The 19,030-nt window shown below is 65.1% G+C and carries 17 protein-coding genes; 10 read left to right on the top strand and 7 right to left on the bottom strand.

Going from position 1 to position 19,030, the window contains the following annotated elements:
* Window positions 1–72: 72 nt before the first annotated feature.
* Both Q2M23_RS19265 and Q2M23_RS19270 read right to left on the bottom strand, forming a co-directional pair.
* Window positions 73–1,347, bottom strand: a complete 1,275-nt coding sequence (locus tag Q2M23_RS19265; protein ID WP_316396577.1) for an NAD(P)/FAD-dependent oxidoreductase — start codon at window positions 1,345–1,347, stop codon at window positions 73–75.
* Window positions 1,348–1,462: 115 nt separating this feature from the next.
* Window positions 1,463–2,869: a DHA2 family efflux MFS transporter permease subunit gene (locus Q2M23_RS19270; protein WP_316396579.1), complete on the bottom strand. Its 1,407-nt coding sequence runs from the start codon at window positions 2,867–2,869 to the stop codon at window positions 1,463–1,465.
* A 181-nt stretch (window positions 2,870–3,050) separates the two neighbouring features.
* Here Q2M23_RS19270 and Q2M23_RS19275 point away from each other — a divergent pair, with 181 nt between their 5' ends.
* Entirely contained in the window at window positions 3,051–3,359 is a 309-nt protein-coding gene (locus tag Q2M23_RS19275) for a hypothetical protein (RefSeq protein WP_057019474.1), read from the top strand.
* 35 nt (window positions 3,360–3,394) lie between these two features.
* A complete protein-coding gene (locus tag Q2M23_RS19280) occupies window positions 3,395–4,291 on the top strand; it encodes a sigma-70 family RNA polymerase sigma factor (protein WP_316396581.1) in 897 nt (298 codons plus the stop codon).
* 223 nt (window positions 4,292–4,514) lie between these two features.
* On the opposite strand, the gene Q2M23_RS19285 is transcribed toward Q2M23_RS19280, so the two are convergent.
* Window positions 4,515–5,234: a DUF805 domain-containing protein gene (locus tag Q2M23_RS19285; RefSeq protein ID WP_316396582.1), complete on the bottom strand. Its 720-nt coding sequence runs from the start codon at window positions 5,232–5,234 to the stop codon at window positions 4,515–4,517.
* 223 nt (window positions 5,235–5,457) lie between these two features.
* Between Q2M23_RS19285 and Q2M23_RS19290 the strand changes: the two genes are divergently transcribed.
* From Q2M23_RS19290 to Q2M23_RS19310, 5 genes are all read left to right on the top strand, one after another.
* Window positions 5,458–6,630, top strand: coding sequence for an ABC transporter substrate-binding protein (locus Q2M23_RS19290; RefSeq protein ID WP_168859335.1), 1,173 nt, complete (start codon window positions 5,458–5,460; stop codon window positions 6,628–6,630).
* Window positions 6,631–6,867: 237 nt separating this feature from the next.
* Window positions 6,868–7,785 carry a branched-chain amino acid ABC transporter permease gene (locus tag Q2M23_RS19295; RefSeq protein ID WP_018269575.1) on the top strand — a complete coding sequence of 306 codons (918 nt, stop codon included), beginning with the start codon at window positions 6,868–6,870 and terminating at the stop codon, window positions 7,783–7,785.
* On the top strand, window positions 7,782–8,729 hold the full coding sequence (locus Q2M23_RS19300) for a branched-chain amino acid ABC transporter permease (protein WP_410469742.1): 948 nt from the start codon (window positions 7,782–7,784) through the stop codon (window positions 8,727–8,729). The genes Q2M23_RS19295 and Q2M23_RS19300 overlap by 4 nt, the downstream gene beginning before the upstream one ends.
* A gap of 4 nt (window positions 8,730–8,733) precedes the next feature.
* Window positions 8,734–9,501 (top strand): ABC transporter ATP-binding protein, encoded by a 768-nt coding sequence (locus Q2M23_RS19305; RefSeq protein WP_057019469.1) that lies wholly within the window; start codon window positions 8,734–8,736, stop codon window positions 9,499–9,501.
* Window positions 9,494–10,222, top strand: coding sequence for an ABC transporter ATP-binding protein (locus Q2M23_RS19310; RefSeq protein WP_057019468.1), 729 nt, complete (start codon window positions 9,494–9,496; stop codon window positions 10,220–10,222). The genes Q2M23_RS19305 and Q2M23_RS19310 overlap by 8 nt, the downstream gene beginning before the upstream one ends.
* 149 nt (window positions 10,223–10,371) lie before the next feature.
* Here Q2M23_RS19310 and Q2M23_RS19315 read toward each other — a convergent pair whose 3' ends face one another.
* Entirely contained in the window at window positions 10,372–10,947 is a 576-nt protein-coding gene (locus Q2M23_RS19315) for a TetR/AcrR family transcriptional regulator (RefSeq protein WP_057019467.1), read from the bottom strand.
* Between the two features lie 121 nt (window positions 10,948–11,068).
* Between Q2M23_RS19315 and Q2M23_RS19320 the strand changes: the two genes are divergently transcribed.
* Window positions 11,069–12,166, top strand: a complete 1,098-nt coding sequence (locus tag Q2M23_RS19320) for an enolase C-terminal domain-like protein (protein WP_316396585.1) — start codon at window positions 11,069–11,071, stop codon at window positions 12,164–12,166.
* A gap of 131 nt (window positions 12,167–12,297) precedes the next feature.
* Here the strand turns inward: Q2M23_RS19320 and Q2M23_RS19325 are convergent, their stop codons facing one another.
* Window positions 12,298–13,734 carry a glutamine synthetase family protein gene (locus tag Q2M23_RS19325; protein WP_316396587.1) on the bottom strand — a complete coding sequence of 479 codons (1,437 nt, stop codon included), beginning with the start codon at window positions 13,732–13,734 and terminating at the stop codon, window positions 12,298–12,300.
* A gap of 187 nt (window positions 13,735–13,921) precedes the next feature.
* Window positions 13,922–15,280, bottom strand: a complete 1,359-nt coding sequence (locus Q2M23_RS19330; protein ID WP_316396588.1) for an aromatic ring-hydroxylating dioxygenase subunit alpha — start codon at window positions 15,278–15,280, stop codon at window positions 13,922–13,924.
* A 123-nt stretch (window positions 15,281–15,403) separates the two neighbouring features.
* Between Q2M23_RS19330 and Q2M23_RS19335 the strand changes: the two genes are divergently transcribed.
* Entirely contained in the window at window positions 15,404–16,189 is a 786-nt protein-coding gene (locus tag Q2M23_RS19335; protein WP_057019464.1) for an IclR family transcriptional regulator C-terminal domain-containing protein, read from the top strand.
* 142 nt (window positions 16,190–16,331) lie between these two features.
* Here the strand turns inward: Q2M23_RS19335 and Q2M23_RS19340 are convergent, their stop codons facing one another.
* A complete protein-coding gene (locus Q2M23_RS19340; protein ID WP_256521265.1) occupies window positions 16,332–17,324 on the bottom strand; it encodes a helix-turn-helix transcriptional regulator in 993 nt (330 codons plus the stop codon).
* Window positions 17,325–17,404: 80 nt separating this feature from the next.
* Between Q2M23_RS19340 and Q2M23_RS19345 the strand changes: the two genes are divergently transcribed.
* Window positions 17,405–18,937: a benzoate-CoA ligase family protein gene (locus Q2M23_RS19345; RefSeq protein ID WP_316396590.1), complete on the top strand. Its 1,533-nt coding sequence runs from the start codon at window positions 17,405–17,407 to the stop codon at window positions 18,935–18,937.
* The last annotated feature ends 93 nt before the right edge of the window (window positions 18,938–19,030 follow it).

Below are 19,030 nucleotides of genomic sequence, written 5' to 3' on the forward strand. Positions count from 1 at the left end.
GCTCCTCCAGCGACAAAGGCGGAGCCTTTGCGCGGGGATGACGGATAATAGGATAGCGCAGTGCCGAGCCACCTACTGCGCGACCTTGCTGCTGCCTTGCGTGATCAGCCGCGCGGCGCGCTGGTCGCGGGTGTGGATCCAGAGCCAGTTCATCGCCACCGCAATCCGATGCCGCACGCCGATCAGGAAGTAGATGTGGGCGAGGCCCCAAATCCACCATGCCAGCGAGCCGCGCAGCTTGAGCCAGCCGAAATCGATCACCGCCTTCTTCTTGCCGATCTGCGCGAGGCTGCCGGCATGCTTGTAGCGGAACGGCGGCAGCGTCTTGCCGTCGAGCCGGGCCTTGATCAGCGCGGCGACATAGCGTCCCTCCTGCTTGGCGGCCGGCGCGATGCCGGGCACCGGATTGCCGTCGGGATCCTTGATCGTGACGGTGTCGCCGACGGCGAAGACATCGGGATGGCCGGGCACGGTGAGATCCGGCTCGACCTGCAGCCGATGGGCGCGATCGGCCGGGGCGTTCAACCATTCGGCTGCGCGCGAGGCGCGCACGCCGGCGGCCCAGACGATGGTGCGCGCCTCCAGCCTCTTGCCGCCGAACACCACGCCGTCGGCCGAGCATTCGGTGACCGGCTCGCCCAGCATCACCTCGACGCCGAGCTTTTCCAGCGACGCTTGCGCATAGGCCGAGAGATCGTCCGGGAAGCCGGCCAGCACGCGCGGGCCGGCCTCGATCAGCACCACGCGCGCCTTGCGCGTGTCGATGTGACGGAAGTCTTGCGGCAGCGTGTCCTTGGCGAGGTCGGCGATGGTGCCGGCCATCTCGACGCCGGTCGGGCCGGCGCCGATGATGACGAAGGTCAGCAGCGCCGCGCGCTTCTCCGGATCGGTCTCGCGCTCGGCGCGCTCGAAGGCGACCAGGATGCGCCGCCGCAGCGTCGTCGCGTCCTCCAGCGTCTTCAGGCCGGGCGCGAACGGCTCCCATTCGTCGTGGCCGAAATAGGCGTGGCGCGCGCCGGTGGCGAGGACCAGCGTGTCGTAGGGAATGCTGCCGCCGTCGTCGAGCGCTACCCGCTTCGCCGCGGCGTCGATGCCGCAGACATTGGCGAACAGCGTCGTCACCTCGGGCCGGTCGCGCAAGAGATAGCGGATCGGCCAGGCGATCTCGCTGGTGGCAAGCGAAGCGGTCGCGACCTGATAGAGCAGCGGCTGGAACAGATGGTGGTTGCGGCGGTCGATCAGCGTGATCTCGACCGGCGCCCCTCTGAGACCGAAAGCGGCTTCCAGGCCGCCGAAGCCGGCGCCGACGATCACCACGCGATGAGGTTTGGCCGGCGTTTGCGTCATCTGATGTCGCTCTCGGTTTCGAACGGCTTCGTCGTTTGATTATGTATTCATTCGCAGCCCCATTCCAACACGAAATGCCCGATCGCCCGATAGTAAAACCCGATCGCCGCAAGCCTCACGCATCCTGCGGCGCGGCCGCGGCGACGGCCCGCCGCCGCATCGGCAGGAACAGTCCCGCGACCGCGCCGGCGAATGACAGCGTTGCGGCAAGGCTCATCGCCGACGCGAATCCGTTTGCGAAATGACCGGATGAATCGGCTGCGCCATTGGCGGAAAAGCTCGCCACCAGCGCCGCGATACCGAACATGCCGCCGAGGAAGCGGCCCATGTTGAAGACGCCCGAGGCCTTGCCCATCTCGCTGACGGCGACCGCGCCCAGCACCGCGTTCTGCGCGGCCGGCATCGCCATCGACACGCCGACGCCGGCGAGCACCAGCGGCGCGACCAGCGCCGAATAATGCACTGTGGGGCTCACGATCTCGCTGATCCAGCCGAGCCCGATCGCCTGCATCAGGAGGCCGGTGACGACCAGCGTGCGCTCGCCGAACCGGTTGACCGCGGCGCCGGCGATCGGCGCGGTGACGAACAGCGTCGCCGTCCACGGCAGCAGACGAAGCCCGGCGCCGAAGGCGTCGAAGCCGAGCGCGATCTGCAGGAACTGCGGCAGCAGGAACAGCACGCCATACATCGCGGCGTAGAACAGCACGCTTGCGGCCATGCCTGACGCAAACGGCCGTGCCGCGAACAGCCGCATCGGCACCATCGGGCTTGTGGCACGCAGCTCCCACAGCACGAACAGCGCCGCCAGCGCCACGCCGGCGATCAGCGCGCCCGTCACTTCCGCGCTGGCCCAGCCGACGCCGTTGCCGCGCAGCAGGCCCCAGACCAGCGCCAGCGCCGCGAGCGCGACCAGCGTGAGGCCGGTGATGTCGAGCGGCGCCGTCGGCCCAGAACTTTCGCGCAGGCGCGTGATCACAAGGGCGATCGCGATCAGGCCGACCGGTAAGTTGATCCAGAAAATCCAGCGCCAGCCGAGATGCTCGGTGATGAAGCCGCCGATCGCGGGACCTATGATCAGCGCGCATCCGGTGATGCCGCTGAAAATGCCGAGCGCGCGGGCGCGCTCCTCCCGGCCGAACGCGCCGCTCAGGATCGCCATCGCCAGCGGCATCACCAGCGCCGCGCCCGCGCCCTGCAGGGCGCGGGCCGCGATCAGGGCCGCGGCGTTGCCGGCCAGCGCGCAGGCCGCCGACGCCACGACGAACAGGCCGATCCCGGCCGCGAACATCCTGCGCCGCCCGAAACGGTCGCCGAGCGCCGCGCCGGTCAGGAGCAGCACCGCGAAGGTCAGGTTGAAGGCGTTGACGGTCCACTGCAGCGTCTCCACGGCGCTTCCGAAATCGGCGCGGATGGTGGCGAAGGCCGTGGTCATGATCATGGCGTCCAGCGCCATCATGAAGGATGCCAGCGCGGTGAGGCCGAGCACCCAGCGCTGTTCGGCGCGCTGCTGAGGGGTCTGCATGGTCGTTCTCCGTTGCCATGCCGCGAGATTGCGGCGCGCTTCGCCGGCAAGGACGAACCGGAACGGGCAAAGGATGCGGCCGAAGTTTATTTTTGCCGGACCGCATCCTTTGGCGGTTCGCGAACGTCCTTGGGTCTGAGGCGGCCGATTCAGGCCGCAGAACCAGGCCAAGGAGGCTGCGATGAGACGGACCCTGATCAGGTACAAGGCGAAGCCGGAGATGGCGGAGAAGAATGCCGCGCTGGTGTCGGCCGTGTTCGCCGAGCTGAAGGCGGCGAGGCCCGACGGCGTGCGCTATCTGACCCTGCGGCTGGAGGACGATACCTTCATCCACATGGTCGAGACCACGGCCGAGGACGGTTCGAGCCCGATCCCGAAACTGGCCGCGTTCCAGGCGTTCCAGGACGGCATCCGCGATCGTTGCGCCGAGCCGCCGCTGGTTCGCAGTGCGGTGATTGTCGGGAATTATCGTATGCTGGATGAGCCGTGAACCGGCGGGCAGTGCACCGATCTGGCGGAGCCATCATGACGTCACCACACCAAGCGCCGGCCGCGACCGACGTCGACACGCTGTTGGCGGCGATGCGGCCGAGGCTGCATCGCTACTGCGCCCGCATGGTCGGATCCGTCATCGACGGCGAGGATGTGCTGCAGGACGCGCTGATCAAGGCGGTGGAAGCCTTCGGGTCCGCCGCGCCGATCCAGAATCCGCAAGCCTGGCTGTTCCGGATCGCGCACAACACCGCGCTCGATTTCCTCAGGCGGCGCAACCGCCAGGAAGCGCTCCACGCGCCGGAGGAGGTGGACATGATGGCCGGAGAGCTCGATGACGTCGGCCGCCGCGAGATCGCCGCGACCAGCCTGCGCACCTTCATGCGCCTGCCGGTGGCGCAGCGTTCCAGCGTGATCCTGATGGATGTGCTCGGCTGCTCCCTGCAGGAGATCTGCGGCATCATGGATTTCAGCCTGCCCGCGGTGAAAGCCGCGCTGCACCGTGGACGCACGCAGCTGCGCGAGTTTGCCAGCGAGCCGGACGACGCGCCGCGGCCCGGCCTGTCGCCGGCCGATCGCGTCAGGCTCAACGCCTATGTCAGCCATTTCAACGCCCGCGACTTCGACGCCATCCGCGCCATGATCGCCGATGACATCAGGCTCGAGCTCGTCAACCGCACGCGGCTGAACGGCAAGGCCGAGGTGTCGCGCTACTTCGGCAATTATTCGAAGATCGACGACTGGCACCTGGTGACCGGACAGGTCGAGGGACGCCCCGCGATCTTGGTGTTCGATCCGACCGCTCTGGACGCGCCGCCGCGATCGTTCATGCTGCTCGACTGGTCGGCCGACAAGGTTGCGACGATCAGGGATTTCCGCCACGCGTCCTATGCGATCGACGGCGCCGAATGGGCGGTGGACAAGGGGTAATCGGCCCTCGCCGCCAGCCTTTGGCTCGGTGATCGCGCGGCAAATTCCGCGTCGTCCCGGACAAGCGAACGGGTCGGCGCGAAGCGCCGCCCGATGACAGGCTCCGCGCGATCCGGGACCCATAACCACGAATGGGAATCGTCTTGTATCGCTCGGGCCCCAGCGCTCTTCAACAATCTGATCCTGTGGTTATGGGTCCCTGCTTTCGCAGGGACGACGGCTGCTACCGCGTCTTGCCGCCGAACTCGCCGTTGGCGATCCGCGCGACGCGGCTGCCGCCTGCGGCCGGCGTACTGCGTCTTTCAAACAGGCCATCGTCGCCGGTCTCGCGCTGCGATGGCGGGGCTTCTTCGTAATAGCCGCCGCTCCGCCAGACCAGCAGGACGATGTTCATTGCGCCATTGACGGCGGCGCCGACCACCGTTTCGGTGTGCTGATAGGTCAGCGCATATTCGGGAAATCGCCCGGCAATGGCCCTGTCGAGCACGAGGAGGGCGATCCATGCCGCCATCACGCAGACCGGATCCCAGCCCATGTCGCGCACCCGCATCGATTGCAGCATGAAGCAGATGACGAGCATGCCGTAGAAGGCAATGACCAGCACGGAGTTGCTCGATGCCTGCGCCAGCAGCACGTCCATACTGCCGCTCGCCGGTGCGTTGCCGGTGACGCCGTAGACCAGCATCATAAAGCCGAGGCCCACCACGAAGGTGCAGAAGAAGAAAGCCAGTCGGCCCATCCGGGCATTGAAGCCGAAGATGTAATTCAGCATGTGACGCACCCCTTTGGCGGCAGCGTCGGCCAGGGATGCTTTCCGGACCATGAAGCCCGCAGGCGCTTGCCGGCCTGTGGTTTCCGGGTGCTTTACCGGATCGTTAAAGCCTGCTGCAGTGCGGGCGTGGGTCGTTGCGGAAGGCCGGTGCCTGCGACAATCGTTGCCCACGCAACCGGCATTATATTTCTTGCCATGGTCGATTTAGACGAATTATGATGCAAGGTGCTGGGGTATGCGCCGAAGGTTCTAAGTCAGCGCCGTCGGTTCATGCTTGCTGCAGACTTGCGATATCGCGCACAAAATACGTCACAGAACGACGCGCGCAAAGCGTGACCCCCCGGGCCCTCGTGATCGAGCCTCGTGGGATCTTTGGTTGAGGAGGGGAGTGAATATGAAAAAGGCATTTTGGCTGGCAGGCGCCATGGCTATGGCGCTGGCGCAGCCCGCGATGGCGGCTGACAGCGTCAAGATCGGCTTCGTCTCGACCTTCAGCGGTCCGACCGCCGTGATCGGCAACGACATGCGCAATTCCTTCGAGCTCGCGCTCGACCATCTCGGCCGCAAGATCGACGGCAAGCCGGTCGAGGTGATCTACGAGGACGACCAGCAGAAGCCGGATGTCGGCAAGCAGAAGACCGAGAAGCTGGTGCAGTCCGACAAGGTCGACTTCATCGTCGGCTACATCTGGTCGAACGTGCTGCTGGCGTCGCTGAAGACCGCGGTCGATTCCAAGACCTTCCTGATCTCGGCCAATGCCGGTCCGTCGCAGCTCGCCGGCGAACTGTGCTCGCCTTACGTGTTCTCGACCTCCTGGCAGAACGACCAGACCCCGCAAGCGGTAGGCACCTACATGAACCAGAAGGGCGTCAAGTCGGTGTTCCTGATCGGCCCGAACTACGCCGCGGGCAAGGACATGCTGGCCGGCGTCAAGAGCACGTTCAAGGGCCAGGTCGTCGGCGAGGAATATACGGTGTGGCCGAGCCAGCTCGACTTCTCCGCCGAGCTCACCAAGGCGAAGAACTCCAAGGCCGAGTCGATCTTCGTGTTCTATCCGGGCGCGGCCGGCGTGCAGTTCCTGAACCAGTATGCGCAGGCCGGCATCAAGCAGCAGATTCCGCTCTACACCGCCTTCACCATCGACGAATTGTCGCTGCCGTTGCAGAAGGACAATGCGCTCGGCGTTCCCGGCGCGCAGCAATGGGTCAACGACCTGCCCAACGAGGAGAACAAGAAGTTCGTCGCCGACTACCGCAAGAAGTATCCGGGCCTGCGGCCGACCTTCTACGGCGCCCAGTCCTACGACGCTGCCAACCTGATCAACAGCGCCGTGGTCGCGGTGAAGGGCGACCTGACGAAGAAGGACGCGATGAAGGCCGAGATGGAGAAGGTGAACTTCAAATCGGTGCGCGGTCCGTTCAAGTACGGCAACAACCACATTCCGATCCAGAACTTCTATCTGCAGGACGTGGTCAAGGACGCCGAGGGCCAGCTCTCGCTGAAGACGGTCGCGACCATCGTCAAGGACGACCAGGACCGCTTCCACGACAAGTGTCCGATGAAGTGATTGTCGGGCGTCTTTTTGGCGCGCGGCTTGCTTCTCTTTACCTCGCCCCGCTCTTGCGGGGAGAGGTCAATCGCGAAGCGATTGGGTGAGGGGCTCTTTCCCGGCATTCGGTTTGCGGAAAGAGCCCCTCACCCCAACCCCTCCCCGCAAGAGCGGGGCGAGGGAGAACCCGCAATGTGCAATGCGGCGGCGTGCTTGCGCTGCCGCTGTTTTGTTTCAGCCCGGTATGAAGGATCCATGTATCTCGTCGTCGAACAACTGCTGAACGGCCTGCAATTCGGCCTCCTGCTGTTCCTGCTGGCGGCCGGGCTGACGCTGGTGTTCGGCATCATGGACTTCGTCAATCTGGCGCACGGCTCGCTCTACATGATGGGCGCCTATTTCGCGGCGACCTTCGTGGCCTGGACCGGCAGCTTCGTGCTCGGCGCGCTGATGGCGCTGGGCGCCACGCTGCTGCTCGGCATCGTGCTGGAATATGTCGCGCTTAGGCATCTCTATGGCCGCGACCATCTCGACCAGGTGCTGGCGACGTTCGGTCTGATCCTGTTCTTCAACGACGCCGTCCGGCTGATCTGGGGCCCGGCGGGCCTCGCGCTGCCGCTGCCGGCCTGGCTCACCGTGCCGGTGCAGATCATTCCCGGCGTTTACTATCCGGCCTACCGCCTCATGATCATCGTGGTCGCGCTGGCGGTCGCAGCAATGCTCTATCTCGTCGTGATGCGTACCCGCATCGGCATGCTGATCCGCGCCGGGGCCTCCAACCGCGAGATGATCGGGGCGCTCGGCATCAACATCAAGCTGCTGTTCACGCTGGTGTTCGGCCTTGGCGCGGCGCTCGCCGGCCTCGCCGGGCTGATGCAGGCACCGATCCTCACCGTGCAGATCGGCATGGGCGAGAACATCTTGATCCTGGCCTTCGTCATCATCGTGATCGGCGGCATCGGCTCGATCCGCGGCGCGTTCATGGCCGCGATCTTCGTCGGCATCATCGACACGATGGGCCGCGCCTTCCTGCCGGACCTGCTGCGCAAGGTGCTGAGCGGGGCGGCGGCGTCCACCGCGGCGCCGGCGCTGTCCTCGATGCTGATCTACCTCCTGATGGCCATCATCCTTGTGCTGCGGCCCGAGGGGCTGTTCCCGGCGGCCAAACGATGATGCGAAAGCTCAACGTCTCCAATGCGGTCGCGGCGCTGATGTGTGCCGCCCTGATGCTGCTGCCGTTCTATTCGGCGGTCACGGGCAATATCTTCATCCTCACGCTGTTCACCCGGATCGTGATCTTCGCGCTCGCCGCCGCGAGCCTCAATCTGATCATGGGCTATGGCGGCATGATGAGCTTTGGCCACGCCGCCTATCTCGGCATCGGCGGCTATGCCGTCGGCATCCTCGCCGCCGAGGGGGTCGGCTCCGGCTTCATCCAGTGGCCGGTGGCGCTCGCCGTCTCGGCGCTGTTTGCGCTGCTGATCGGCGCGCTCTCGCTGCGCACCCGCGGCGTCTACTTCATCATGATCACGCTGGCCTTTGCGCAGATGGCCTACTACATCGCCTCCGCGCTGTCGCGCTACGGCGGCGACGACGGGCTCACCGTCTACAAGCGCAGCGATTTCGCCGGTCTGATCAACCTGTCGGATCGCAACCAGTTCTATTACCTCTGCCTGGCCTGCCTGTTCGGTAGCCTTTATCTGATCTGGCGCATCGTCAATTCGCGCTTCGGCCTCGTGGTGCAGGGCGTCCGCTCCAACGAGCAGCGCATGCAGGCGATCGGTTTCCATGCCAATCGCTACCGCTTGGTCTGTTTCGTGATATCAGGCACGATCTGCGGCCTGGCCGGCGCGCTGCTTGCCAACAACACCGATTTCGTCAGCCCCGCCGTGATGTACTGGACCCGCTCCGGCGATCTCATGGTGATGGTGATCCTCGGCGGCATGGGCTCGCTGTTCGGTCCCGTCATCGGCGCGATCGTCTATCTCCTGCTCGAGGAGCTGCTGTCGCAGTTCACCGAATATTCTGGGCTGATCCTGGGCCCGGTGCTGCTCCTGATCGTGCTGTTCGCGCGCGGCGGCATCATGGGCCTGCTCGGGAGGATGCGCCGTGGTTGATTCCTTGCCTGATCCCTTGCTCCGCGTCGACAATCTGGTCCGCCGCTTCGGCGGCATCACCGCGACCGACAACCTCTCGATGGAGGTGGTGCCGGGCGAATTGCACGCCATCATCGGCCCCAACGGCGCCGGCAAGACCACGCTGATCAGCCAGCTCACCGGGCAAGTGATGCCGAACTCCGGCACCATCCGCTTTGCCGGCCGCGACGTCACGAACCTGCCGTCCTACAAGCGCAGCCGCCTCGGGCTGGCGCGCTCGTTCCAGATCACCTCGCTGCTGAAGGATTTTTCCGCGATCGACAATGTCGCGCTGGCGGCGCAGGCGCATGACGGCCACTCGTTCCGCTTCTGGGGCAGTGCGCGCAAGGAACGGCATCTGCGCGAGGCCGCGCGCGCGGCGCTCGAGCGCGTCGGCCTCGGCACGCGCGCCGATATCGTGGTGTCGCAGTTGAGCCATGGCGAGCAGCGCGAGCTCGAGCTCGCGGTCGCGCTCGCCACCAGGCCGCAACTGTTGCTGCTGGACGAGCCGATGGCCGGGCTCGGCGTCACCGAATCGACGCGGATGGTTGCGCTGCTGAAGGAGCTGCGCAAGGAAGTCACCATCGTGCTGGTCGAGCACGACATGGAGGCGGTGTTCGCGCTGGCCGACCGCATCACGGTCTTGGTTTATGGCCGCGTCATCGCCTGCGACGTGCCGGACGCGATCCGCAAGCACGACGAGGTCAAGCGCGCCTATCTCGGCGAACAGCATGCGGTGACGCGCCATGGCTGAGACCAAAATGACTGAAACCTTGCTTGAAGTGGATGGCATCGAGACCTGCTACGGGCTGAGCCAGGTGCTGTTCGGCCTGTCGCTCAAGATCAAGTCGGGCGAGATGGTCGCGCTGATGGGCCGCAATGGCATGGGCAAGACCACGACGATCCGCTCGATCATGGGCCTGACGCCGGCGCGGTCAGGCGCCATCCGCTTCGCCGGCGAGGCGGTGCGCGGCCTGCCGTCCTACAAGATCGCAAAGCTCGGCATCGGCCTGGTGCCGGAAGGCCGCCAGATCTTCCCCAACCTCACGGTGCGCGAAAATCTCGTCGCCGCGTCGGGCAATCGCTTCAGTGCCTCCGATCCGTGGACCATCGACAAGATCCACGCGCTGTTTCCTCGGCTCGCCGAACGCACGAATAATATGGGCGTCACGCTGTCGGGCGGCGAGCAGCAGATGCTGGCGATCGGCCGCGCGCTGATGACCAATCCGAAATTGCTGATCCTCGACGAGGCGACCGAGGGTCTTGCGCCCCTAATCCGCGACGAGATCTGGAGCTGCCTGTCGATGCTGAAGGAGCGCGGGCAGTCGGTGCTGGTGATCGACAAGAACGTCGGAAACCTCGCCCGCATCGCCGACCGCCATTACATCATCGAGCGCGGCCGCACCGTGTGGAGCGGCACCAGCGAGGAGCTGATCGCCGAGCCGGATCTGCAGCACAAGTATCTGGGGATTTGAGCAGCAAGCATTGCCGTATCGCCGTCATCCTGAGGAGCCTGCGTTGCAGGCGTCTCGAAGGATCGATGGCCCGGCTGGTGGCCGTGCATCCTTCGAGACGCGCTACGCGCTCCTCAGGATGACGGATCAGAGAGGCGGGCTGCCGCGGCTTACCGTGAAGAGCCTCGCAGCAGTCGTTTCGCTGCGTCGGCCGCTGCTGCGGCATAGGCGCGATCGCCATGCACCAACATCAGGGAGATCGCGCCCTCGGACAGCAGCCAGATCTCGCGCGCACGGCGGTGAGCGTCGCGGACACCGGCCCGCTTCAGCAGCGCGCCGAGATGGGTTTCGAGCAAGGCCTTGTGCCGGCGCGCAATTGCGCGTGCGGGATGGCCAGGGAGATCGGCCAACTCGATGACCAGCCTGGTGAATCCCGAGCCGGCCCATCGCGGCCTGTCCGCCCAGACCGCCAGGTCGCGGAACAGGCCGTCGATGATCGCCGCCGGCGAACCGGACAGCTTGTCGCCGAACGTTGCAAACGCGGCCAGGGCCAGTTCGTTCTGAGCTTCGAGCACGAAGGCGAGCAGCTGATCCTTGCTTTGAAAATGATTGTAGAGCGTGCGCTTCGTCACCCTCGTCGCCGATGCGATTTCGTCCATGCTCACGCGGCTATATCCGCGCTGTCGAAACAGGACGTATGCGGCAGCAAGGATGCGCCGCCGTGTCGGTTCTGCAGATCGCGCCATGCAGTCACCTCTTAAATATACCGGGTAGTGAATTTACATCGGTTGAAAAACCAATTGGAATGGCTTCCGGGATTTTTCGGCCCGCGCCAGCCAGCTTCCTCGCGCTGCGAAAGCCATTGCCATGCCCGATTCGTTGACGCTCAGAGAAATCAAAGCTCGTCCGGTGGTGCTCAAGCTGAAGCGGCCCGTGGTCGCGCGCATTGTCACGATATCGGAGTGGCCGCTCGTCCTCATCGATCTGGTGACGGAGGAGGGCATTGTCGGGCGAAGCTATCTCGAGCCTTACATCGTGAAATCGCTGCGATATCTGGTTCCGGCGTTGCATGATCTCGGCGAATTGCTCAGAGGTCGGAGCGTGGCGCCTGTCGAGTTGTTCGAGGCGGCGCGCAAATCGCTTCACTTTGTCGGCTATGAGGGATTGTCGATGATCGCGGCGTCGGGCCTCGACATGGCCGCGTGGGACGCGTTGGCGAAAGCCGCAAACAAGCCGCTGTGCGTGCTGTTGGGGGCGACGGTCGGTGCCGTGAGATCCTACAATAGCAACGGCCTTTGGCTGAAGGAGCCGGCCGCCGTCGCGGCCGAGGCTTTGGAATTGCGCGACGAAGGAGGGTTCTCAGCCCTGAAATTGCGCCTCGGCAGAAGCGATCCGCGCGAGGATCTGGCGACCCTCGACGCCGTTCGAAAAGCAGTCGGGGATCGCATGCATTTGATGGTGGACTACAACCAGGGGCTAAATCTCGCCGAAGCCATCGAGCGGTGCCATACGATCGATGACTATGGCCTCGACTGGATCGAGGAGCCCGTCGTCTATGACAATCTTGACGGGCACGCCCGACTGGCGGCGGAGCTGAAGACACCGATCCAGATCGGCGAGAACTTCTATGGTCCGAGGGAGATGCATAAGGCGATCGCGAGAAAGGCCTGCGACCTGGTGATGCCGGATTTCATGCGTATCGGCGGAGTGACGGGCTGGATGCGGGCGGCTGCGATCGCCGGCGCCGCGGGTATCCCCATCTCAACGCATCTTTATCCGGAAGTCGCCGCTCACGTCATGCGCGCAACCGAGACCGCTCACTGGTTGGAATGGCAGGACTGGGCCGATCCGATTCTCGAACGGCCGTATGAAATCAAGGATGGTCTTTTGCATATTCCCGACACGCCTGGTGTCGGTCTGGAATGGAACGAAGCGGCCGTCGCGGCTCACCTTGCAAGCGTCTAAAGCGCGATGAGATTGGGTTGAATCGTCATCGCGCTTTAGCTCTTTGTTTGAGCATGATCTTTGCGGAAAATCGCTTCACACTTTTCCGGATCATGCTCTAGAGCGGCGGAGCGCCTGCGCCGACGCTTCCGTCAAAACATCTCGAAATATTCGCGGTGCTCCCAGTCCGACACCTCGGCCTGGAAGCGTTCGATCTCCGCGTTCTTGATGAAGACGTAATAGTCCACGAACTCCGGCCCCAGCGCCTGACGGAAGAACGGATCGTCGTTGAGCGCGAACACGGCCTCGCGCAGCGACTTCGGCAGCAGCGCGGCCTTGGCCTCGTAGGGCGTGCCGGCCGACGGGCCGGGGTCGAGCTTGCGGTCGACGCCGTCGAGGCCGGAGAGGATCTGGCTTGCCATGTAGAGATAGGGATTGGCGGCTGGTTCGCCGATCCGGTTCTCCAGCCGGGTTGCCGGATCGCCGGCGCCGCCGAGCACGCGGATCATCACGCCGCGGTTGTCGCGGCCCCAGATCGCGCGGTCCGGCGCCAGCGAATAGGAGCGGTAGCGCTTGTAGCCGTTGATGGTCGGCGTCGTGAACACGGTCGAGGCCCGGGCGTGCTCGATCAGGCCGGCGAGCCAGCCGCGGCCGAGCGCACTGAGCGGCTCGCCGGTCTCCTTGGCCATGAAGACGTTCTCGCCATTGGCGCGCGACACCAGCGACTGGTGCAGGTGCCAGCCGCTCGCGAACACGTTCGGCAGTTTCGGCCGGCACATGAAGGTCGCGTGATAGCCGTGGCGGCGCGCGATCTGCTTCACTGCCGAACGAAACAGTACCATGGTGTCGGCCGGCGCAAGACCGACAGTCGGTGCGAAAGTGAATTCGCACTGGCTCGGACCGAATTCGACCTCGACCGAGCGCAACGGCAGGTCGAGCGCGATGATGTCGCGGCGGATGATCTCGAGCGCCGGCTCCATCAGATCGTAGCGCTGCTCGGTGAGGTACTGATAGCCGTGCGACAGCAGGCTGACCGACGGCGGCCGTCCGGGCTGGCCGGCATCCTCCGGCGCCATGTGGGCGTCGTCGAGCTTGAACAGATGGAATTCGACCTCGAGGCCGGCGACGAAATCGTAGCCGCGGCTTCCGAGCTGATCGAGCACCTTGCGATAGAGGTTGCGGGTCGCGAACGGCACCGGCCGGCCGTCGCTGAAATAGAGGTCGCAGAGTAGCCAGCCGGTGTTTTGCGCCCAAGGCAGCACGCGGAAGGTGGTGGGGTCGGCGACCATCAGCACGTCGGCCGCGCCTTCCATCTCCTTCATGCCGAAGCCGCCGCCTGATGTGAACACCGGAAACACCGTCTTGTGCGAGGTGTCCTTGGCGAGCATCGTCGTGGTGATGGAGCAGCCGCTTTCCAGCGAGCGCACCGCTTCGCCGGCGATCAGCGTCTTGCCGCGCAGGATGCCGTGCTGGTCGGGGAACGACAGGCGGATGACTTCGAGGTTCTTCTCCTCGACGACGCGGCGGAGGCGTTGTGCGGCCTCCTTCTGCTCATCCGACCACAGGCCGTGACGCTCGACGAAGCTCACCGCGTCACTCCTTCACTTCTCCCTCGCCCCGCTCTTCGCGGGGAGAGGGTCGGGGTGAGGGGCTCTCTCCGCCGACTCGATATGCCGATAGACCTGTACCCCCTCACCCGGATCGCTAACGCGATCCGACCTCTCCCCGCAAGCGGGGCGAGGTGAAGGATACAATGCGGAGCCATTGATACCATCTTCACTCCGCCGCCGTCAGATGATGCACCTTGCCGGCGATCTCGCGCGGCACGGGAGCTGCCCATGGTGCGCCGCGGCGGCGCTTGACGTCGACTGCCATCCAGTAGAGCTCCCAGCCCTGGGTCGGGCCGATGCCGTCCATCGTGGCCGGGCCCTGGATACTGCGCGCGGAGGCGTCGTCGAGGAACAGCATCGGCTTCTCGCCGCCGGAGACCTTCTCGATCTCCTGCCGCAGCAGGCGGCGGTACTGCACGATCGCCTTGTCGCTCTGGCCGAGATGCTCGTTGGTGCGGTCCTGGATCGCCCCCATCGACTCCACTGCCCACTGGTCGTGGACATTGATGTCGGTGCCCATGCCGGTATAGGTCTCGGTCGCCTGCTCGTGCGGATCGAAGCCGTAATCGTTGCTCTTGTTCTTGCGCGACTTGTAGTCCGGCAGCGTATAGAGCTCGAGCCGCTGGTCGCGCATCTTCTGCTTGTCGACCGGCGCCGCATAGCTGGTGAAGATCGCGTACCAGTAGCAGTTCTCGTCGTCGACCGGCACGTGCCACTGCGTGATCGTCATCTCGGTCGACATCGGGATGACGAAGCCGTGCGGGAACAGCTGGTTGGTGACGCGCACATGGGTGCGCTCCGCGTCGAGCTCGCGCAGCGCAATCAGGCGCAGGCCATATTCGGTGTGCTCGACATTGATGATCGGCCGGTCATATTCGCGCAGGATCTTGGTCATCGGCATGTCGCTGCCGGCCGAGGCGCCGCGGAACTGCTTGCCGTAAGCCGCCGAGGTGTCCTCGTCCTCGAAGAAGCGGTGCAGAAAGGAGGCGTGCGCCGGATCGATGCCGACCTCGAGCGCCTGCAGCCAGTTGCAGTTCATGTGGCCCTTGAACGCAAACGTATGGCTTCCGGGCGCAACGAAGCAGTCGAGCTCCGGAAAGGCGGGCGGGGCGCCTTCGCCGAGCCAGGCCCACAGGATGCCGCTCTTCTCGACTACCGAATAGGAGCGCTGCCTGATGCCCTTGCAGAGCTGCGAGCCGGCTGGCTCCGCCGGCGTCTCGATGCATTGGCCTGATGTGTCGAACAGCCAGCCGTGGAAGGCGCAGCGCAGCCCGCCATTCTCGAGCCGGCCGAAGGCGAGATCGGCGCCGCGATGCGCGCAGTGGCGATCGATCAGCCCGTAGCTTCCCTCCTCGCCGCGGAACAACACCAGGTTTTCGCCAAGCAGCCGCACCGGCCGAACCGGGCGCGGTCCTTCCAGCTCGTCGACCAGCGCCGCCGGCTGCCAGTAACTCCGCATCAGCCTGCCACACGGGTCCTTGCGGCCGGTGCGGGTGATCAGATCGTTCGCTTCCTGGCTCATCATGGCGGCGTCTCCCGGATTGGATTTGTTCGCCTATTGAACGAATGTGCGAATTATGCCATGTCTTGTTTGGACAGCAAGTGCAATTTTTGAACCGTTCAAAGCCGCGACCCAACCTAAAACGCCATGCCCAAGCTGAAGCGGACCGACCAGGACGAGCGCGCCACCGACTTCGTCGAGGCGCTCGATCGCGGCCTGCGCCTGCTGCAGGTGTTCGGCACCGTGTCGGGTCCTGCGACGCTGAGCGATCTGGCGCGCGCCGCCGATCTGCCGCGCGCCACCGCGCGCCGCATCCTGTTCACGCTCGCGCATGGCGGTTTCGTCGCGACCGACGGCAAGCTGTTCACGCTGACGCCGCATGTGCTGACGCTCGCGGGCTCGTTCCTGCAATCCAACCAGGTGGTGACGGTGCTGCAGCCGGTGCTCGATCGCATCGCGAGCGCGGCACAGGAGATCGCCTCGCTCGCCTTGCTCGACGGCGACGATGTCGTGTTCGTGGCGCGTTCGAGCCCGACCCGGGTGTTCTCCGCCGGTCTCGACATCGGCTACCGGCTGCCGGCATTCTGCACCTCGGTCGGCCGCACCATGCTCGGCCGCCTCACTGATGCCGAACTCGCGACGCGGCTGAAGGCGATGCGCCGCGATCCGGTGACGCCGCAGACCACGACCGATCCGAAGAGGCTGCTCGCCACCATCATCGCCGATCGCGCGCAGGGTTATTCACTGGTCGACCGCGAGGCCGAGCCGCATTTCCGCTCCATCTCGGTGCCGGTGCGCCGCTACGACGGCACCATCGTCGCCGCGATCAACATGGGCGCGCATGTCGATCGCGTACCGATGCAGGAATTGATCGACCGCTTCCTGCCGCTGCTGCGGGATGGTGCTGATGATGTGAAGAGCCGGCTGCTCTAAGGTAGTTCAACTTCGCTGACGATTTTCGTCATTGCGAGGAGCGATAGCGACGAAGCAATCCATGCATCCACGCGCGCGGAGAGATGGATTGCTTCGCTTCGCTCGCAATGACGGGGGTAGTGTTTCTTTTTGTGCTGTGAGATTACAGCGCCACGCTGCGCAGACCGAACGAGCGCGCCTCGTTCTGCAGTACCGGCCGCACGGAATCGATCAGCCGCGCGGCGGCGGCGTCGACCGAGAGGCCGGCGGTGTCGACCACCGCCGATGCGCGGGCGTAGAGCGGCTCGCGGCTGACCAGGATGTTGCGCAATTCCGCCATCGCCGAGCGGTCGTCGGCCATCGGGCGCAGATCGCCTTGGCGGCGCACGCGCGCCATGTGCTCCTCCGGCTCGGCCTTCAGCCAGATCGTGTAGAACGACGACAAGATCAAATCGAAGGTCAGCGCCTCGGAGACGATGCCGCCGCCGGTCGCCAGCACCATCAATTCCTTCCGCGCCAACAGCTGCGTCAGCGCGGCCTGCTCCATGCGGCGGAAGCCTTCCTGGCCGTACAGCGCGATGATCTCGGCGACCGAGAGGCCGTTCTGCGCCTCGATCTCCTTGTTGAGCTCGACAAAGCTCCAGCCGATCTTCTTCGCCAGCATCCGGCCGAGCGTGGTCTTGCCGGCGCCGCGCAGGCCGATCAGCGCAATGCCGGAGAACGAGGCGCGCCGCGGCGCCAACGGGCTGCTGCCGGCGAGCATGTCCTTGGCCTGCGCGATCTGGTTCGGCGACGCCTTGCGCAGCAGGTCGCGGATCACGGCCCAGTCCGGCACGGGCTCGCTGGAGGGGATCAGGTCCTCGAGATGCGCACCCATCGCGCCTGCGACACGGCGCAGCAGCACGATCGAGACATTGCCTTTGCCGCTTTCGAGCTGGGCGATGTAGCGTTCGGAAATGCCGGAAACCTTGGCGAGCACCTTGCGCGACATGCCGCGCAGGGCGCGCATCGTGCGCACGCGCTGGCCGAGCTGTTCAAGGAAGTCGGTTTCCGGGTCGTTGGCTGCGGTCATGATCCCTGTGCGACGCGCGGTCCTGACTGAATCAGACCGAGGTTCTAGGAAACATAGTGCCGATAAGGATTGACAGCAAGCCAACGTGGTGGCTTTGTATGAATTATAATTCTTAAATTCACAGGAGAGGGAAGCGTGGCACGTCCGGGTCCGAGGAGCGGAGCATGACTTACAACGCGGTCTCCTGGCTGCTCGACCGCAACGTCGATGAAGGCCGCGGCGACAAGGTCGTGTTCGACGATACGGTGTCGCAAATCACCTATGGCCAGTTGCAGCAGCAGACCCGCCGCGTCGGCAACATGCTGCGCCAGCTCGGCGTCCGCCGCGAAGAGCGGGTCGCCATGATCATGCTGGACACGGTCGATTTCCCGATCGTGTTCCTCGGCGCGATCCGCGCCGGCGTGGTGCCGGTGCCGCTCAACACGCTGCTGACCGCGGAGCAATACGCCTACATCCTCGGTGATTGCCGCGCCCGCGTGCTGTTCGTGTCGGAAGCGCTGCTGCCGGTCGTGAAGGACATCATCGCGCGGATGCCCGACCTCGAGCATGTCGTGGTCTCCGGCAAGGATGCGCATGGCCACAAGAAGCTGTCCGATGAGATCGCGCGCGAGAGCGACGTGTTCGCCACCGCGCCGACCCATGCCGACGAGCCGGCATTCTGGCTCTATTCGTCGGGCTCGACCGGCATGCCGAAGGGCGTGCGCCATCTGCATTCCAATCTCGCGGCGACCGCGGAGACCTATGCCAAGCAGGTGCTCGGGATCCGCGAGGATGATGTCGGCCTCTCGGCGGCAAAGCTGTTCTTCGCCTACGGGCTCGGCAATGCGCTGACCTTCCCGATGTCGGTCGGCGCCACCACGGTGTTGAACTCCGAGCGGCCGACGCCGGCGGTGATGTTCGCGCTGATGAACAAATATCATCCCAGCATCTTCTTCGGCGTGCCGACCCTGTTCGCGGCGATGCTGAACGACGAGGCGACCAAGGCGCAGTCCGGCGGCAACCGTTTGCGCGTTTGCACCTCGGCCGGCGAGGCGCTGCCGGAATCTGTCGGCAATGCCTGGAAGACGCGGTTCGGCGTCGACATCCTCGATGGCGTCGGCTCGACCGAGCTGCTGCACATCTTCCTGTCGAATGCGCCCGGCGACATCAAATACGGCTCGTCCGGCCGTCCGGTGCCCGGCTACAAGGTGAGGCTGGTCAATGAGGCCGGCGCCGACGTCGCGGACGGCGAGGTCGGCGAACTCTTGGTCGATGCGCCCTCGGCCGGCGAGAGCTACTGGAATCAACGGGCCAAGAGCCGCGCCACCTTCGAGGGCGCCTGGACCCGCACCGGCGACAAATACACGCGCGATGCCGACGGCCGTTACACTTTCTGCGGCCGCGCCGACGACATGTTCAAGGTCTCCGGCATCTGGGTGTCACCGTTCGAGGTCGAGAGCGCGCTGATCACCCATCCCGCGGTGCTGGAGGCGGCGGTCGTGCCGGAGGCCGACCCGGAAGGGCTGCTCAAGCCGAAGGCCTATGTGGTGCTGCGGCCCGACAGTTCAGCCGCCGGCCTGCACGAGGCGCTGAAGGAGCACGTCAAGCAGAAGATCGGCCCGTGGAAATATCCGCGCTGGATCGATGTGGTCGACAATCTGCCGAAGACGGCGACCGGAAAGATCCAGCGGTTCAAATTGCGGGAACACGAGCACTAGCTCCCCGCGTCGTCCCGGCCTAGTGCGCAATTGCGCACGGGAGCCGGGACCCATACGCCGCGGCCTTCGTTTCGAGAGACGCTGTTCAACAGC

The organism is Bradyrhizobium sp. 33ap4 (assembly GCF_032654765.1).
Lineage (GTDB): Bacteria > Pseudomonadota > Alphaproteobacteria > Rhizobiales > Xanthobacteraceae > Bradyrhizobium > Bradyrhizobium australafricanum.

Coding starts and splice junctions, on each gene's coding strand:
- Q2M23_RS19265 (WP_316396577.1), bottom strand. CDS start 1,347: ATGACGCAAACGCCGGCCAAACCTCATCGCGTGGTGATCGTCGGCGCC.
- Q2M23_RS19270 (WP_316396579.1), bottom strand. CDS start 2,869: ATGCAGACCCCTCAGCAGCGCGCCGAACAGCGCTGGGTGCTCGGCCTC.
- Q2M23_RS19275 (WP_057019474.1), top strand. CDS start 3,051: ATGAGACGGACCCTGATCAGGTACAAGGCGAAGCCGGAGATGGCGGAG.
- Q2M23_RS19280 (WP_316396581.1), top strand. CDS start 3,395: ATGACGTCACCACACCAAGCGCCGGCCGCGACCGACGTCGACACGCTG.
- Q2M23_RS19290 (WP_168859335.1), top strand. CDS start 5,458: ATGAAAAAGGCATTTTGGCTGGCAGGCGCCATGGCTATGGCGCTGGCG.
- Q2M23_RS19295 (WP_018269575.1), top strand. CDS start 6,868: ATGTATCTCGTCGTCGAACAACTGCTGAACGGCCTGCAATTCGGCCTC.
- Q2M23_RS19300 (WP_410469742.1), top strand. CDS start 7,782: ATGATGCGAAAGCTCAACGTCTCCAATGCGGTCGCGGCGCTGATGTGT.
- Q2M23_RS19310 (WP_057019468.1), top strand. CDS start 9,494: ATGGCTGAGACCAAAATGACTGAAACCTTGCTTGAAGTGGATGGCATC.
- Q2M23_RS19315 (WP_057019467.1), bottom strand. CDS start 10,947: ATGGCGCGATCTGCAGAACCGACACGGCGGCGCATCCTTGCTGCCGCA.
- Q2M23_RS19320 (WP_316396585.1), top strand. CDS start 11,069: ATGCCCGATTCGTTGACGCTCAGAGAAATCAAAGCTCGTCCGGTGGTG.
- Q2M23_RS19330 (WP_316396588.1), bottom strand. CDS start 15,280: ATGATGAGCCAGGAAGCGAACGATCTGATCACCCGCACCGGCCGCAAG.
- Q2M23_RS19335 (WP_057019464.1), top strand. CDS start 15,404: ATGCCCAAGCTGAAGCGGACCGACCAGGACGAGCGCGCCACCGACTTC.
- Q2M23_RS19345 (WP_316396590.1), top strand. CDS start 17,405: ATGACTTACAACGCGGTCTCCTGGCTGCTCGACCGCAACGTCGATGAA.